Origin of the sequence: Streptomyces sp. NPDC001868 (assembly GCF_040297125.1) — a bacterium.
Taxonomy (GTDB): Bacteria; Actinomycetota; Actinomycetes; order Streptomycetales; family Streptomycetaceae; genus Streptomyces.
This window is the reverse complement of record NZ_JBEOYO010000012.1, coordinates 81588-96231: the sequence shown is the minus strand read 5'-3', so window position 1 is coordinate 96231 and position 14644 is coordinate 81588. Positions and strand designations below refer to the sequence as shown.

Below are 14644 nucleotides of genomic sequence, written 5' to 3'. Positions count from 1 at the left end.
GAGCAGGCGTCGGCGCTGGACGTGACCCTGAGCGCCTGCAACCGGGCTGCCACCTATGCCTCTGCCATCGCCTTCGCCAAGGACTTGACGGACCGTAACGGTCTACAGAAGGACGTGTATGCGGATCTGAAGGCGACCTTCGGGTTGTCCGCACAGCCGGTGGTGCGGGTGGTGAAGAAGGTGGTCGACGCCTACGCGACTCTGAAAGCCAATCTGAGGGCTGGCAATTTGGGGCCGTCCGCCTCGAAGCGGTACCGCAAGGCGATCGGCGCCCCGATCGTCTTCCGGCCGGAGGCGGCGCAGCCGTTCGACGACCGCTGCCTGTCCTGGCAGTGCGACGCACGCACGGTGTCCATCTGGACGGTGAATGGGCGCATGAAGGGCATCCGTTTCGCCTGCTCGCCCGACCAGCTCAAGATGCTCATGGCGTATCGCAAGGGTGAGAGCGACCTGGTCCAGCGGGGTGGCAAGTGGTTCCTCATCGCTACCTGCGAGATTTCCGAGCCGGACGTTTACGAACCGGTCGACTGGATCGGAGTGGATCGGGGCATCGTGAACCTGGCCACCACCTCCGACGGCGCCAACCATCAAGGGCGCGGCCTGACTCGCTATCGACGTTGGCAGGCTTGCAAGCGCGCTGAGTTGCAGCAGAAGAACACCCGCTCGGCCCGGCGGCGCCTGGCTTGCCGCAGGCAGAAGGAGAAGCGCCATACCACCCACGTGAACCATCGGATCAGTAAGGAGATCGTGTCCGTCGCCATGGGGGCCCCTCCCGCGCGAGCGAAGCCGAGCGTGGGGGAGCACCGGTCGCGGCATCGCTGTCGAAGCACTCGGCGGCATTCGTGAGCGGGTACGGCCTCGCGGCGACCAGCGGGACAGGATCTCCTCCTGGCCTTTCCACCAGCTCGGGCAGCATCTCGCATATAAGGCCCGCAGGGCTGGGGTGCCATTCCTGGAGGTGGATGCGGCCTACACATCGCAGCGTTGTCCGCGCTGCGGCCACACCGAGCGGGCCAACCGGTCCGACCGGGATCACTTCCGTTGTCGTCGGTGCGGCCTCGCTGGGCCTGCCGATGTCGTCGCCGGGGTCAACGTGCGCAACCGCGCACGCTCGGCGTGGGCATTCGTCACCATGCCCGTCCCGTCACCGGTGTAGCCGACAGCGGGAGATGCGACCTGTGACCGTCCTGTCGTAGAGGGCAGTCGGGAGCGCGACGCGGTGTGAACTGTCATGCGGCAGCCTGATGGTTCACGGCCGAGATGGTGACGTGATCTGCGCTGCATCGACTTGTTATAAACGATCGTCTGCGGCTACGTTCACACGTCAGTGCGAAGGGCCACCACACCCGTCGCACAGGCCACCGCTGTCGTGTGAAAGGCAACCGCATGCTCTCCGGGAACGGTCGTCACCGTCGCCCCCGTCAGGCTCCGGCTCTCCTCGTCGCGGCCGGAGTGACCGGATCGGCCATCGCGATTCCACTCCTCGGCGCCACCGGCGCGAGCGCGGCCAGCGGAACCACCTGGGACCAGGTGGCGGAGTGCGAGAGCGGCGCCTCCTGGAGCGCGGACACCGGGAACGGACGCTACGGCGGCCTCCAGTTGACCCAGGCGAACTGGGAGAAGTACGGCGGCCTCGACTACGCCACGAGCGCCGACCAGGCCAGCCGTTCGCAGCAGATAGCGGTCGCCGAGAAGGTGCTCGCCGACCAGGGCGTCGGCGTCTGGGCCACCTGTGGGCTGCTCCACAACCTGGGCGGCGACTCTGGTTCCGCCGACGTGGACACGGGCGTGGTGGACGACTCGACGAAGTCGGGCAGTTCATCTGACGCATCCGGTTCATCCGGTTCGTCTAGTTCATCCGGTTCGACCGATGCGACCGACCCGGACAAGTCGGCCGACGGCACCGGCTCCGGCGAATCGACCGATTCGAAGGACTCGCAGGATTCGGCTGGTTCATCCGAATCGTCCGAATCATCCGCATCACCCCCCGGCACCTTCGAAGGCTCCACCAAGACCAAGCCCGGCACCGACTCGGACGACTCCACGGACTCCGGCAGCACCAACTCGGACAAGTCGGCACAGAACGACAGCTCTTCGACTGTCGACGGCGGTGAAGGCGGCACCGGCCGCCATCGCGGCACCAGTGCCGACGAGAGCGCGGGCACGGGCGCCGGCGCCGGCGAGGACGCGGCCGGCACCTCCCGGGCCGACTCCACGCCCTCCGGCCGTCACGCCTCCCGTGGCGGCGACGCGGCGCGCGAGGCCGCCGAAGGCGCCTACACCGTCCGTGTGGGCGACAGTCTGACGGGCATCGTGAACTCGCTCGGGCTGGACGGCGGGTGGCGGGGGCTGTACGCCGAGAACGAGACCACGGTCGGAACTGACCCGGACCTTATCCTTCCCGGTCAGACCCTCGAAGTCGGTGCCGAAACGGGCGAAAAGTAGCGACAGTTCGGGTCCCGGTTCGACCCCGAATGCCCGTTTTGATCTACATGGGAGATGAATCACAGACCCCGTGATCGGCTTTGAAATTCGGGCAATCACCTGTTTACGGTCGTGACCGCTCGCCACTGGTGGGCCCATGCGGTCGGCACGCCGAATCCTGCCAGCGACCGCAAGGAACAGTCGTCGCGTCAAGCGCCGTAGGCAGGAGCGGGGGACCCAAGGTAAGTGCCGGGTCCGGCAGTTGAGGCCCTTCGGGGCAGCACCGCCGGAATCGGCTTGGGGTGAAGCCGCGCGACGTGAGCCGAAAGGCGAGCGGGCGCGGCCGGGCAACTCAACCGGCCCGAACCCGACAGCTCACCTCGCAGGCGTCGGTGAGGGGATCACTCCATGCTGTTTTCCAGCAAGGGCAAGCACCGTCGTCCGTCCAAGGCCGTTCGTGCCATCGCCGTCGCCGGTGTCACCGGCGCCGCCGCCGTGGCCGCTCCGCTGATGGTCGCCGGCAGCGCCTCCGCCGCCACCGCCTCCGAGTGGGACGCCGTCGCCCAGTGCGAGTCCGGCGGCGACTGGACCATCAACACCGGCAACGGCTACTACGGCGGTCTGCAGTTCTCCGCCTCCACCTGGGCCGCCTACGGCGGTACGCAGTACGCCTCCACCGCCAACCAGGCGAGCAAGGCCCAGCAGATCGCGGTCGCCGAGAAGGTCCTCGCGGGCCAGGGCAAGGGCGCCTGGCCGGTCTGCGGCACCGGCCTGTCCAGCGCCTCCTACGACGGCGCCGCCGCCTCCAGCGGCAACACGAACTCCGGCTCCGCGCAGGAGAGCACCCAGCAGAACACGCAGAAGAGCGCCAAGAAGAGCACCGAGGACACCCGCGCCTCCCGCTCCTCCGAGCGTGCCACCGTCGAGACCCCGACCGGCAAGAAGGTCAAGAAGGGCGACGGCGAGTACAAGGTCGTCAGCGGCGACACCCTCAGTGCCATCGCCGAGAAGAAGAACGTCAAGGGTGGCTGGGAGAAGCTCTTCGAGCTGAACAAGGACATCATCGACGACGCCGACTTCATCTACCCGGGCCAGCAGCTCCACCTGAGCTGACCCACGGCGATCACGACGGCCACCGGCCGCCTGCCATCCCCCACGGCCGCCCCCACGGCCGGGCAGGCGACCGGGCAGGCGGGGCGGGTTCGGCAGGGCCGAGAAATCGGGCCGCTCCCCGGCTGAACCACAGCCCGCTCACATCCGTGTCCTCCATAGTGAAGACCTCGTGAGGGCCGTCCCCCCGTCCCCACGGGCTCCCCGCCTCGGTGCGCATTCCCCCGTACGCACCGGGGCGGGGCTTTTCTTTGCCCGTTTCCCGGGCCTCTCCCCCTCTGTTCACCCGCTCCGCGCACGCTCCTTCTGTTCACTTTCTTGCCCACCCCCCTTTGTTCCGGCCTGAAACAATGGGTACGGTCTGTCTGTCCACGGGACGGTCGGTCGGCTGCCGACAGCCCGGGGGCGGTTAGGCTCTAGTCGCAAGGCCCAAGCGGCCCCGCACAACCAGCGTCACATCCCATGAAGGAGATGCTCGTGCCGTCCATCGACGTCGTCGTAGCCCGGGAAATCCTCGACTCGCGAGGCAACCCCACCGTCGAGGTCGAGGTCGGCCTCGACGACGGCAGCACCGGTCGTGCCGCCGTTCCGTCCGGCGCCTCCACGGGTGCCTTCGAGGCCATCGAGCTCCGTGACGGCGACCCCAACCGCTACCTCGGCAAGGGTGTGGAGAAGGCCGTCCTCGCGGTCATCGAGCAGATCGGCCCGGAGCTCGTCGGCTACGACGCCACCGAGCAGCGCCTGATCGACCAGGCGATGTTCGACCTGGACGCCACCGACAACAAGGGCTCGCTGGGCGCCAACGCCATCCTCGGCGTCTCCCTCGCCGTCGCCCACGCCGCCTCCGAGGCCAGCGACCTGCCGCTCTTCCGCTACCTGGGCGGCCCGAACGCGCACCTGCTGCCCGTTCCGATGATGAACATCCTGAACGGCGGCTCGCACGCCGACTCCAACGTGGACATCCAGGAGTTCATGATCGCCCCGATCGGCGCGGAGTCCTTCTCCGAGGCCCTGCGCTGGGGCGCCGAGGTCTACCACACCCTCAAGAAGGTGCTGAAGACCAAGGGCCTGTCCACCGGCCTCGGCGACGAGGGCGGCTTCGCCCCGAACCTGGAGTCCAACCGCGCCGCCCTCGACCTCATCCTCGAGGCCATCAAGGAAGCCGGTTACACCCCGGGCGAGCAGATCGCCCTCGCGCTCGACGTCGCCGCCTCCGAGTTCTACAAGGACGGCGTCTACACCTTCGAGGGCAAGGAGCGCTCCGCCGCCGAGATGACGGAGTACTACGCCGACCTCGTCGCGTCGTACCCGCTCGTCTCCATCGAGGACCCGCTGTTCGAGGACGACTGGGCCGGCTGGAACACCATCACCGAGAAGCTGGGCGACAAGGTCCAGATCGTCGGCGACGACCTCTTCGTCACCAACCCCGAGCGTCTCGCCCGCGGCATCGAGGAGGGCTCCGCCAACGCCCTGCTCGTCAAGGTCAACCAGATCGGCTCGCTGACCGAGACCCTGGACGCCGTCGAGATGGCCCAGCGCAACGGCTTCAAGTGCATGATGTCCCACCGCTCCGGCGAGACCGAGGACGTCACCATCGCCGACCTCGCCGTCGCCGTGAACTGCGGCCAGATCAAGACCGGCGCCCCGGCCCGCTCGGACCGCGTCGCCAAGTACAACCAGCTGCTGCGCATCGAGGAGATCCTCGACGACGCCGCGGTGTACGCCGGCCGCTCCGCCTTCCCCCGCTTCAAGGGCTGACACCGCCGCTGACAGCAGCGGGTCGGCACGTAGGAAGCGTCGTACGTACGTCCCCGTACTCGGTCCCGTACCGTGTGCGGGGACGTACGCACATGCACGCGGGAGAAGGCGGAAGGGGAAGCGGGACATGGCCGTGAAGGACCGGGACCGGGACCGTTTCTCCACCGCGACCCGGCTGAAGGTGCTCGGTGAGCAGACGGCCGCCCGGGTCTACCGCTCCCAGACCAAGCGCCAGGCCCGCCGCTCCCGGCTGACCGGCCGGGCCGCGCTCCTCGCCCTCGTCCTCTGCTCGATGATCGTGGCGCTCGCCTATCCCATGAGGCAGTACGTCTCCCAGCGCGCCGAGATCGCCGATGTTCGGCGGCAGCGCCAGGAGGCGCGCGAGCGGGTCGAGGAGTTGCGCGACCTCAAGGCGCGCTGGCAGGACGACGCGTACGCCGAGCAGCGCATCCGGGAGCGGCTGCACTATGTGATGCCGGGCGAGACCGGCTACACGATGATCGACCCGGACGCGGCGAAGCAGTCCCGTACGACGCAGGGGGCCGCCGACCGCCCCTGGTACACCAATGTCTGGGACGGCGTCGACAAGGCCGACGCCGCCGACAGCTGAACGGTCACCCCGTGATCGTCACCCCGTGACCGTGAACCGATGAGCCACACCGAGGACTTGAGTAGCAGGTTATGCAGACCCCTCCGCCGCCCACCCCGCGCACCGAGCCGACCGACGCCGATGTCGAGGCCTTCCAGCAGCAGTTGGGCCGCCCGCCGCGCGGGCTGCGCGCGATCGCGCACCGCTGCCCCTGCGGTCAGCCGGACGTCGTCGAGACGGCGCCGCGCCTGCCGGACGGTACGCCCTTCCCCACGACGTACTACCTGACGTGCCCGCGCGCGGCCTCCGCGATCGGCACGCTGGAGGCGAACGGCGTGATGAAGGAGATGACGGAACGGCTGGCGACGGACCCCGAGCTGGCCGCCGCCTACCGGGCCGCGCACGAGGACTACATCGCCCGCCGCGACGAGATCGAGGTCCTGGAGGGCTTCCCGAGCGCGGGCGGCATGCCGGACCGCGTGAAGTGCCTGCACGTCCTCGTCGGGCACTCGCTGGCCGCCGGGCCGGGCGTCAACCCGCTGGGCGACGAGGCGATCGCGATGCTGCCGGAGTGGTGGGCGAAGGGCCCGTGCGTGGTGCCCGCGCAGGAGCCCTCGCGGCAGCCCGCGAAGGGGGACGAGCAGTGACCCGGGTCGCCGCCGTCGACTGCGGTACGAACTCCATCCGGCTCCTCGTCGCCGACGCTGACCCGGCCACGGGTGAACTCGTCGAGCTGGACCGGCGGATGATCATCGTCCGGCTCGGCCAGGGCGTCGACCGTACGGGCCGGCTGGCCCCCGAGGCGCTGGAGCGGACCTTCGCGGCCTGCCGGGAGTACGCGGCGGTCATCAAGGAGCTGGGCGCCGAGCGGGTCCGATTCGTGGCCACCTCCGCCTCCCGCGACGCCGAGAACCGGGACGACTTCGTCCGCGGGGTGTTCGACATCCTCGGGGTCGAGCCCGAGGTGATCTCCGGCGACCAGGAGGCCGAGTTCTCCTTCACGGGCGCGACCGAGGAGTTGAAGGAGCGCGCCGATCTTGCCAGGCCGTATCTGGTCGTGGACATCGGCGGCGGCTCGACCGAGTTCGTCGTCGGCGACGACCACGTGCGCGGCGCCCGTTCCGTGGACATCGGCTGCGTACGGCTGACCGAGCGGCACCTCGTACGGGACGGTGTGGTCGTCGATCCGCCGCTGCCGGAGCAGATCGCCGCGATCCGGGCCGACATCGAGGCCGCGCTGGACCTCGCCGAGGAGAACGTGCCGCTGCGCGAGGCGCACACCCTCGTGGGGCTCGCCGGCTCGGTCACCACCCTGTCGGCGATCGCCCAGGACCTGCCCGCGTACGACTCGGCGGCCATCCACCACTCCCGGATCACCTACGACCGCGTCCGCGAGATCACCGAGTGGCTGCTGCGGTCCACGCACGCCGAGCGGGAGGCGGTCCCGTCGATGCATCCGGGGCGGGTGGACGTGATCGCGGCGGGCGCCCTCGTCCTCCTGTCGATCATGGAGCGGATCGGGGCGGCGGAGGTCGTGGTGAGCGAACACGACATTCTGGATGGAATCGCCTGGTCCGTCGCCTAGGGCGCGGGCCGGTCCCGGAGTGCCTCCCAGTGCTTCGGCGGCGCTTGTGAGCAAGTGTTTACTACTCGCCGGTAGCCTCGCTTGAGCTGTTCGGATAACGTATGAGCGCGTCCGAGGGGTGCTCCGGCGCCCCTCGTCGATCCGCCGCCGAGAAAGTTCGTGAAGTTCTTCACAAGAGAATCGGCCCTGTTGAGCGATGTTTTGAGGCTGCGCAGAGCCTTCGAGGGCTCCGGGGGGTCAACGGGGCGTCCCCGAGGGGGTTTCGCGGGGGTCTCGTCCGTGTGAAACCAGAGGGTGGTCCAGGGGGTTCACGGGCCCGGAAGAGCAGTTCACGCGGCATTGACAACGGTCATTTCCGCAGGCCGGTTCCCCTGGTCCGCCATGGCCTGGGCAATGAGGGCCGCGCAGTGTAGCAGAGGGTGTGAAGAAGCTTGTGAAGGGGCGCACGAGCGACCCCCGGATGGCGGGTACATACTCGATGGCATGAGCACCACGGAGCGTCCCAGGATCCTCGTAGTAGGCGGTGGGTACGTAGGCCTGTACGCAGCTCGGCGCATCCTCAAGAAGATGCGCTACGGAGAGGCGACCGTCACGGTCGTCGACCCCCGGTCGTACATGACCTACCAGCCCTTCCTCCCCGAAGCCGCCGCCGGCAGCATCTCCCCGCGGCACGTCGTCGTCCCACTGCGACGCGTGCTCCCCAAGGCGGAGGTCCTCACCGGCCGGGTCACCACCATCGACCAGGACCGCAAGGTCGCCACGATCGCCCCGCTGGTCGGCGAGGCGTACGAGCTGCCCTTCGACTACCTGGTGATCGCGCTCGGCGCGGTCTCCCGCACCTTCCCGATCCCCGGCCTCGCCGAGCAGGGCATCGGCATGAAGGGCATCGAGGAGGCCATCGGCCTGCGCAACCACGTGCTTGAGCAGCTCGACAAGGCCGACTCCACGACCGACGAGGACGTCCGCCGCAAGGCGCTGACCTTCGTCTTCGTGGGCGGTGGCTTCGCCGGCGCCGAGACCATCGGCGAGGTCGAGGACATGGCGCGCGACGCCGCGAAGTACTACAAGAACGTGTCCCGCGAGGACATGCGCTTCGTGCTCGTCGACGCCGCCGACAAGATCCTCCCCGAGGTCGGCCCGAAGCTCGGCCTGTACGGCAAGGAGCACCTTGAAGGCCGTGGGGTCGAGGTCTACCTCAACACCTCCATGGACTCCTGCGTCGACGGCCACGTCGTGCTGAAGAACGGCCTGGAGGTCGACTCCAACACGATCGTCTGGACCGCCGGCGTCAAGCCGAACCCGGTCCTCTCCCGCTACGGTCTCCCGCTCGGCCCCCGTGGCCACGTGGACGCGTCGCCGACCCTCCAGGTCACCGGCACCGACTACATCTGGGCCGCCGGCGACAACGCCCAGGTCCCGGACGTCGCCGCCCGCAAGGCCGGCGTCGAGAACGCCTGGTGCCCGCCGAACGCGCAGCACGCGCTGCGTCAGGCCAAGGTCCTCGGCGACAACGTGGTCTCCGGTATGCGGGGCTTCCCGCAGAAGGAGTACGCGCACTCCAACAAGGGTGCGGTGGCGGGCCTCGGCCTCCACAAGGGCGTCGCGATGATCGTCATGGGCAAGATGAAGATCAAGCTCAAGGGGCGTCTGGCCTGGTACATGCACCGTGGCTACCACGGTCTGGCCATGCCGACCTGGAACCGCAAGATCCGGGTCTTCGCCGACTGGACGCTCGCGATGTTCCTCAAGCGTGAGGTCGTCTCGCTCGGCGCGATCGAGACTCCTCGTGAGGAGTTCTACGAGGCGGCCAAGCCTGCGCCGGTCGCTGCCGCTCCGGCCAAGACCGAGGAGAAGGCCAAGGCCTCCTGACCTCCCCCGGTCACCTTTGTTCGACCCGAAGGACCTCCCGCCATCCGTGGTGCGGGGGGTTCTTTGGCGTTCGCGGTCGGGCTCGGGGGTGCCTGTGCGTCGGCGGCTGCGGGTACGTCGTGGTCGCTCGCGCAGTTCCCCGCGCCCCTTAAGGGCCTACGGCCCTTTCGGGCCGAAAAGCGAAGCGGGGCGCAGCCCCTGCTTTGCTTTTCAGGGGCGCGGGGAACTGCGCGGCCCGCCCCCACGCATGCGCGGCCGAAAAACACACCTCCCTCCGGGAATACGGCACAGCCCCGCAGGTGATTACCGTGGCGTTGGACATTCCGGGATCTCTTGTCACGGAGGTGTGCGCCATGCAGGACGCCGCGTCGCGGCTGAAGACCCTGTTCGAGCAGCTGTCGGGAGCCCCGCTCCCGGTCCGGCTGCGGGCCTGGGACGGATCGACGGCCGGCCCGCCGGAGGCCCCCGCCCTGGTGGTACGGAACCGCAGGGCCCTGCGCCGGCTGCTGTGGAAGCCCGGCGAGCTGGGTCTCGCCCGCGCCTGGGTCGCCGGTGACCTCGGCGTCGACGGGGACCTGTACGCCGTACTGGACCTGATCGCCGGCCATGTGTGGGAGCGGGACGAGGACGCCCGGAGTCTCACCGAGGCCCTGCGCGACCCGGAGGTCCGGACGGCGGTCAAGGAGCTGCTGAAGCTGGCCGGTCCCGCCGTCCTCGTCCCGCCCGAACCGCCCCGCGAAGAGGTCCGCGCCCGCCACCTGCACACCAGGCGCACCGACAGACGGGCCGTCAGCCACCACTACGACGTGGGCAACGACTTCTACGAGATCGTCCTCGGCCCGTCGATGGTGTACTCCTGCGCCTACTGGCCGGCCGCCGACGGCACCGCCACCCTCGAAGCCGCCCAGCACGACAAGCTCGACCTCATCTGCCGGAAACTCGACCTGACCCCGGGGCAGCGGCTCCTCGACGTCGGCTGCGGCTGGGGCTCCATGGCCGTGCACGCCGCCCGGGAGTACGGCGTGCGGGTCGTCGGCGTCACCCTCTCCCAGGAGCAGGCCGCGTACGCCCGTAAACGCGTCGCGGAAGAGGGACTGACCGACCGTGTCGAGATCCGTGTCCAGGACTACCGGGACGTCACCGACGGGCCCTACGACGCGATCTCGTCCGTCGGCATGGCCGAACACGTCGGCGCCGACAGGTACTTGGCGTACGCCGAGGACCTGTACCGGCTCCTCGCCCCCGGCGGACGGCTGCTGAACCACCAGATCTCCCGGCGCCCGCAGCGCGACGAGAGCACCTACGCCGTCGACGGCTTCATCGACGCGTACGTCTTCCCGGACGGCGAACTCGCCCCCGTCGGCACCACCGTCACCCAGCTCGAACGCGCCGGGTTCGAGGTCCGTGACGTGGAGTCCCTGCGCGAGCACTACGCCCTCACCCTGCGCGCCTGGGTCGCCAACCTCGAAGCCGACTGGGCCCACGCGGTCGCCCTCGTCGGTCCCGGCCGCGCCCGCGTCTGGCGCCTCTACATGGCCGCCTCCGCCCTCGGCTTCGAACACAACCGCCTCGGCGTCAACCAGGTACTGGCCGTACGGCCCCCGGAAGGGGGTGCGTCGGGGCTGCCGCTCAGGGCCCGGACCTGGGGGGCCTGAACACCCGTACGGGGGCGTGTGCGGCCATGCACACGCCCCCGTACGTACGCCTACGCCTACGCCGCCGTCACTCCGACTTGATCGCGCTGAGCATGTTGAGCTTCGCCGCGCGGCGGGCCGGCCACAGGGCGGCCAGGATGCCGACCGTGGCGGCCAGGAGCAGGAAGACGGCCATCCGGGCCCAGGGCAGGACCAGTTCGTACGTCGGCATCTTGCTGGCGATGAGTTCGCCGGCGGCCCAGCCGAAGAAGACGCCGAGGCCGATGCCGAGGACACCGCCGAAGAGGGAGATGACGAGGGACTCCAGGCGGACCATCCGCTTGATGCCGCGCCGGTCGAGACCGATCGCGCGGAGCATGCCGATCTCCTGCGAACGCTCGAACACGGACATGGCCAGGGTGTTGATGACCCCGAGGACGGCGACGATCACGGCCATGGCCAGCAGGCCGTACAGCATGTTCAGCATCAGGGTGAACATCTTCGCGATGTCGTCGGAGAGGTCCTGTCCGCTCTGGACCTTGATCGCCGGGTTCTCGCCGAGGGCCTTCTCCAGCCGGTCCTTGGTGGCGTCGGAGGCACCGGCCGAGGTCTTGACCATGACCATCATGTCGGCCGGGTCGGCGGCGGCCGGCAGCCGCTCGGTCAGCGTCGCGTTGTCCAGGAGGATGCCCCGGATCAGCTCGTTGTTCTCGTAGACCCCGGCGACCGTCAGCTTCTGCTTCTCGCCGCCCTCGAAGGCGGCGGTGAACTCCGAACCGGCCTTCCAGCCGCGCCGCTCGGCGGTGTCCGCGTCCACGACGACATCCGGGCCGCCGACCTTGAACGTGCCGCTGTCGATGGGCAGGTCCGTCAGCTTGCCGATGGACGAGCCGTTGACCCCGGTGAGGTACTCGGTCTCGTCCCCGATGCGGGACTCGGCGTTGCGCAGCGGCGAGACGTCCGTGACGCCCTCGGTGGCGGAGAGTTCCTTCTCCACGTCGGGGGAGAGCATGTTGCCGTTGGCCATCGAGACGACGTAGTCCGCCTTGATCGCGTCGGCGGCCATCCTGTTGATGGCCTGCTGCAGGCTGCCCGCCATCACCGTCATACCGGTGATCAGCGTCAGGCCGATCATCAGCGCCGAGGCGGTCGCGGCGGTGCGGCGCGGATTGCGTACCGAGTTCTGCCGGGCGAGCTTGCCGGAGATCCCGAAGACACGCATGAGGGGTGCCGCGGCGGCGATCAGGGGACGGGAGAGGAGGGGGGTGAGGACGAAGACGCCGATGATCAGGAGCACCGCGCCGATGCCCATGGGGGCCTGGCCGTCCGAGCCGTCCATGGTGGTGGCGTACAGGACGGTGGCGACACCCGCGCCGGCGAGCAGCGCGCCGATCGTGTTCCGTACGACGAGCGACTTGGTCGTCGCCTTCGCGTGGACACTGCTCATCGCGGCGACCGGCGGGATCTTCGCCGCGCGGCGGCCCGGCAGCCAGGCGGCCAGCATGGTGATCAGCACACCGACCAGCAGGGCGGTGACGACCGTGCCCGGGGAGACCACCAGCGGGCCGTCGGGGACGGTCTCGCCGAGGGTGCCGATCAGGGCCCGCATCCCGGCGCCGATGCCGACACCGGCGGCGAGGCCGGTGACCGCGGCGACCGTGCCCACGACGAACGCCTCGATCAGTACGGACCGGGTGACCTGGCGGCGGGAGGCGCCGACCGCGCGCAGCAGGGCCAGCTCCTTGGTGCGCTGGGCGACCAGCATCGTGAAGGTGTTGGCGATGATGAACGTGCCCACGAACAGGGCGATCCCGGCGAAGACCAGCAGTCCGTTCTTCAGGCCGCTCATCTCGGTCGCGATCTGCGCGGCCTGGTCGTCGGCGAGCTGCCGGCCGGTGGTGGTGAGGGCGGTGTCGTCGGGCAGGATCTTCTCGATCGCGGACCGCAGCTGTGCCTGGCTGGTCCCGGCGGCCGCCGTCACGGTGATCTCGTCGTACTCGCCCTCGCTGTGGAAGAGCTTCTGCGCGGTCGCCGTGTCGAACAGGGCGAGGCTGCCGCCGGCCGCGACATTGCCGTCGTCCGTGGTGAAGATCCCGGTGACGGTGGGGGTGAGCACCGGGCCGTCGACGGACATCCGGATGGTGTCGCCGACCTTGTACCCGCCCCGCTTCGCGGTCTCCGAGTCGATGGCGATCTCGCCCGCGCCCTCGGGCGCGCGGCCGCCGCCCTGGATCGGATAGCGGGGGTCGTCGGTCCCCCAGAGGTTCCCGCCCTGCGACTGGAAGCCGCCGCCGATCAGCTTGCCGTCCTTGTCGGCGAGGGCGGTGAACCCGCTCACCACACCGATCGCCGACTCGGCGCCGGGCGCCCGCTCGACCTTCTTCAGGATCTCCGGCGTCAGCTTCGGCTGCTCCGCGACGCTGTCGCTCTCGTTCGTCCGGTATCCCGGCTCGATCGCGACGTCGACGTGGTCGAAGCCCTTGGCCGAGCTCTTCTGGAGCGCGTCCGAGATGGTGTTGGTGAAGACCAGCGTGCCCGACACGAAGGCGACGCCGAGCATCACCGCGAGCACGGTCATGAGAAGCCTGGCCTTGTGCGAGAGCACGTTGCGCAGGGCGGTACGGAACATGAAGGGGTCCCTGTTTCGGGGTCGTTGGCTCAGTGGACTCAGCGGACGGGAAGGGGCGGCGGGGGCGAACTCCCCTAGCTCGTACGCACCTTGGTGTCGAACCTCTTCATGCGGTCCAGGACGGAGTCCGCCGTCGGCTCGTGGATCTCGTCCACGAGCCGTCCGTCGGCGAGGAAGACCACCCGGTCCGCGTACGCCGCGGCCACCGGGTCGTGCGTCACCATCACCACGGTCTGCCCCAACTCCCGTACGGAGTTGCGCAGGAAGCCCAGCACCTCGGCGCCCGAACGCGAGTCCAGGTTTCCGGTCGGCTCGTCCCCGAAGATGATGTCGGGCCGGGAGGCGAGCGCCCGCGCCACGGCCACGCGCTGCTGCTGGCCGCCGGAGAGCTGGGCGGGCCGGTGGCTCAGCCGGTCGGCGAGGCCCACCATCCGGATCACGGTGTCCAGCCACTGCTTGTCCGGCTTGCGGCCCGCGATGTCCATCGGGAGGGTGATGTTCTCCAGCGCCGTCAGCGTCGGCAGCAGGTTGAACGCCTGGAAGATGAAGCCGATCTTGTCCCGGCGGAGCTTGGTGAGCTGCTTGTCCTTCAGCGAGCCCAACTCGGTCTCACCGATGCGGACGGAGCCCGCCGAGAAGGTGTCCAGGCCCGCCACACAGTGCATCAGCGTGGACTTGCCGGAGCCCGAGGGGCCCATGATCGCGGTGAACTGGGCCTGCCGGAAGTCGATGGAGACCTGGTCCAGCGCGACCACCCGGGTCTCGCCCTGTCCGTAGACCTTCGACAGTTCCGTGGCGCGTGCGGCCACGGTGGTGGCCCGGTCGGCGAGGGGAGTGGTCGTCACGGGTGGGAACTCCTTGCGGGGCGACGGCGTTTGGGAATGTCTCCATCGTCGCGACGAAGGGGCGCCGTGTAGTCAGCCGCTGTCCTGGTTCCGGGGGCAGACTTCGGAGGGACGGACGGGCGTCGCGTCATACCTGGGGATGACGGTGGACTCCGACCGGAGTGCGGCACTGTCCGTGACCGACGCGCCGGGCCCGTGGTC

At 69.4% G+C, this 14644-nt stretch carries 12 protein-coding genes and 1 riboswitch; of the genes, 10 read left to right on the top strand and 2 right to left on the bottom strand.

Going from position 1 to position 14644, the window contains the following annotated elements; translation table 11 throughout:
• Positions 1 to 21 precede the first annotated feature (21 nt).
• The 10 genes from ABT147_RS16805 (at position 22) to ABT147_RS16760 (ending at position 10990) form a co-directional block, all read left to right on the top strand.
• Entirely contained in the window at positions 22 to 846 is an 825-nt protein-coding gene (locus ABT147_RS16805; RefSeq protein WP_351406517.1) for an RNA-guided endonuclease TnpB family protein, read from the top strand.
• A complete protein-coding gene (locus ABT147_RS16800) occupies positions 728 to 1156 on the top strand; it encodes a zinc ribbon domain-containing protein (RefSeq protein WP_351406739.1) in 429 nt (142 codons plus the stop codon). Before ABT147_RS16805 ends, ABT147_RS16800 begins: the two co-directional genes overlap by 119 nt.
• 230 nt (positions 1157 to 1386) lie before the next feature.
• Positions 1387 to 2445, top strand: a complete 1059-nt coding sequence (locus ABT147_RS16795) for a LysM peptidoglycan-binding domain-containing protein (RefSeq protein ID WP_351406737.1) — start codon at positions 1387 to 1389, stop codon at positions 2443 to 2445.
• A gap of 183 nt (positions 2446 to 2628) precedes the next feature.
• Positions 2629 to 2828: riboswitch (cyclic di-AMP (ydaO/yuaA leader) on the top strand.
• 4 nt (positions 2829 to 2832) lie between these two features.
• Positions 2833 to 3537 (top strand): transglycosylase family protein, encoded by a 705-nt coding sequence (locus ABT147_RS16790; RefSeq protein ID WP_351406515.1) that lies wholly within the window; start codon positions 2833 to 2835, stop codon positions 3535 to 3537.
• A gap of 474 nt (positions 3538 to 4011) precedes the next feature.
• Positions 4012 to 5292: a phosphopyruvate hydratase gene (eno, locus tag ABT147_RS16785; RefSeq protein ID WP_013003053.1), complete on the top strand. Its 1281-nt coding sequence runs from the start codon at positions 4012 to 4014 to the stop codon at positions 5290 to 5292.
• 127 nt (positions 5293 to 5419) lie between these two features.
• Positions 5420 to 5902, top strand: coding sequence for an FtsB family cell division protein (locus tag ABT147_RS16780; RefSeq protein ID WP_351406513.1), 483 nt, complete (start codon positions 5420 to 5422; stop codon positions 5900 to 5902).
• Between the two features lie 71 nt (positions 5903 to 5973).
• Positions 5974 to 6528, top strand: a complete 555-nt coding sequence (locus ABT147_RS16775) for a DUF501 domain-containing protein (RefSeq protein WP_351406511.1) — start codon at positions 5974 to 5976, stop codon at positions 6526 to 6528.
• Positions 6525 to 7466: a Ppx/GppA phosphatase family protein gene (locus ABT147_RS16770; protein WP_351406509.1), complete on the top strand. Its 942-nt coding sequence runs from the start codon at positions 6525 to 6527 to the stop codon at positions 7464 to 7466. The genes ABT147_RS16775 and ABT147_RS16770 overlap by 4 nt, the downstream gene beginning before the upstream one ends.
• A gap of 483 nt (positions 7467 to 7949) precedes the next feature.
• Positions 7950 to 9335 carry an NAD(P)/FAD-dependent oxidoreductase gene (locus ABT147_RS16765; RefSeq protein ID WP_351406507.1) on the top strand — a complete coding sequence of 462 codons (1386 nt, stop codon included), beginning with the start codon at positions 7950 to 7952 and terminating at the stop codon, positions 9333 to 9335.
• Between the two features lie 353 nt (positions 9336 to 9688).
• Complete coding sequence (locus ABT147_RS16760; RefSeq protein ID WP_351406505.1) at positions 9689 to 10990, top strand: class I SAM-dependent methyltransferase; 1302 nt, start codon at positions 9689 to 9691, stop codon at positions 10988 to 10990.
• A gap of 67 nt (positions 10991 to 11057) precedes the next feature.
• On the opposite strand, the gene ABT147_RS16755 is transcribed toward ABT147_RS16760, so the two are convergent.
• A complete protein-coding gene (locus tag ABT147_RS16755; protein ID WP_351406503.1) occupies positions 11058 to 13598 on the bottom strand; it encodes an ABC transporter permease in 2541 nt (846 codons plus the stop codon).
• A gap of 74 nt (positions 13599 to 13672) precedes the next feature.
• Complete coding sequence (locus ABT147_RS16750) at positions 13673 to 14443, bottom strand: ABC transporter ATP-binding protein (protein ID WP_351406500.1); 771 nt, start codon at positions 14441 to 14443, stop codon at positions 13673 to 13675.
• Positions 14444 to 14644 lie beyond the last annotated feature (201 nt).

Coding starts and splice junctions, on each gene's coding strand:
- ABT147_RS16795 (WP_351406737.1), top strand. CDS start 1,387: ATGCTCTCCGGGAACGGTCGTCACCGTCGCCCCCGTCAGGCTCCGGCT.
- ABT147_RS16775 (WP_351406511.1), top strand. CDS start 5,974: ATGCAGACCCCTCCGCCGCCCACCCCGCGCACCGAGCCGACCGACGCC.
- ABT147_RS16780 (WP_351406513.1), top strand. CDS start 5,420: ATGGCCGTGAAGGACCGGGACCGGGACCGTTTCTCCACCGCGACCCGG.
- ABT147_RS16765 (WP_351406507.1), top strand. CDS start 7,950: ATGAGCACCACGGAGCGTCCCAGGATCCTCGTAGTAGGCGGTGGGTAC.
- ABT147_RS16755 (WP_351406503.1), bottom strand. CDS start 13,598: ATGTTCCGTACCGCCCTGCGCAACGTGCTCTCGCACAAGGCCAGGCTT.
- ABT147_RS16790 (WP_351406515.1), top strand. CDS start 2,833: ATGCTGTTTTCCAGCAAGGGCAAGCACCGTCGTCCGTCCAAGGCCGTT.
- ABT147_RS16760 (WP_351406505.1), top strand. CDS start 9,689: ATGCAGGACGCCGCGTCGCGGCTGAAGACCCTGTTCGAGCAGCTGTCG.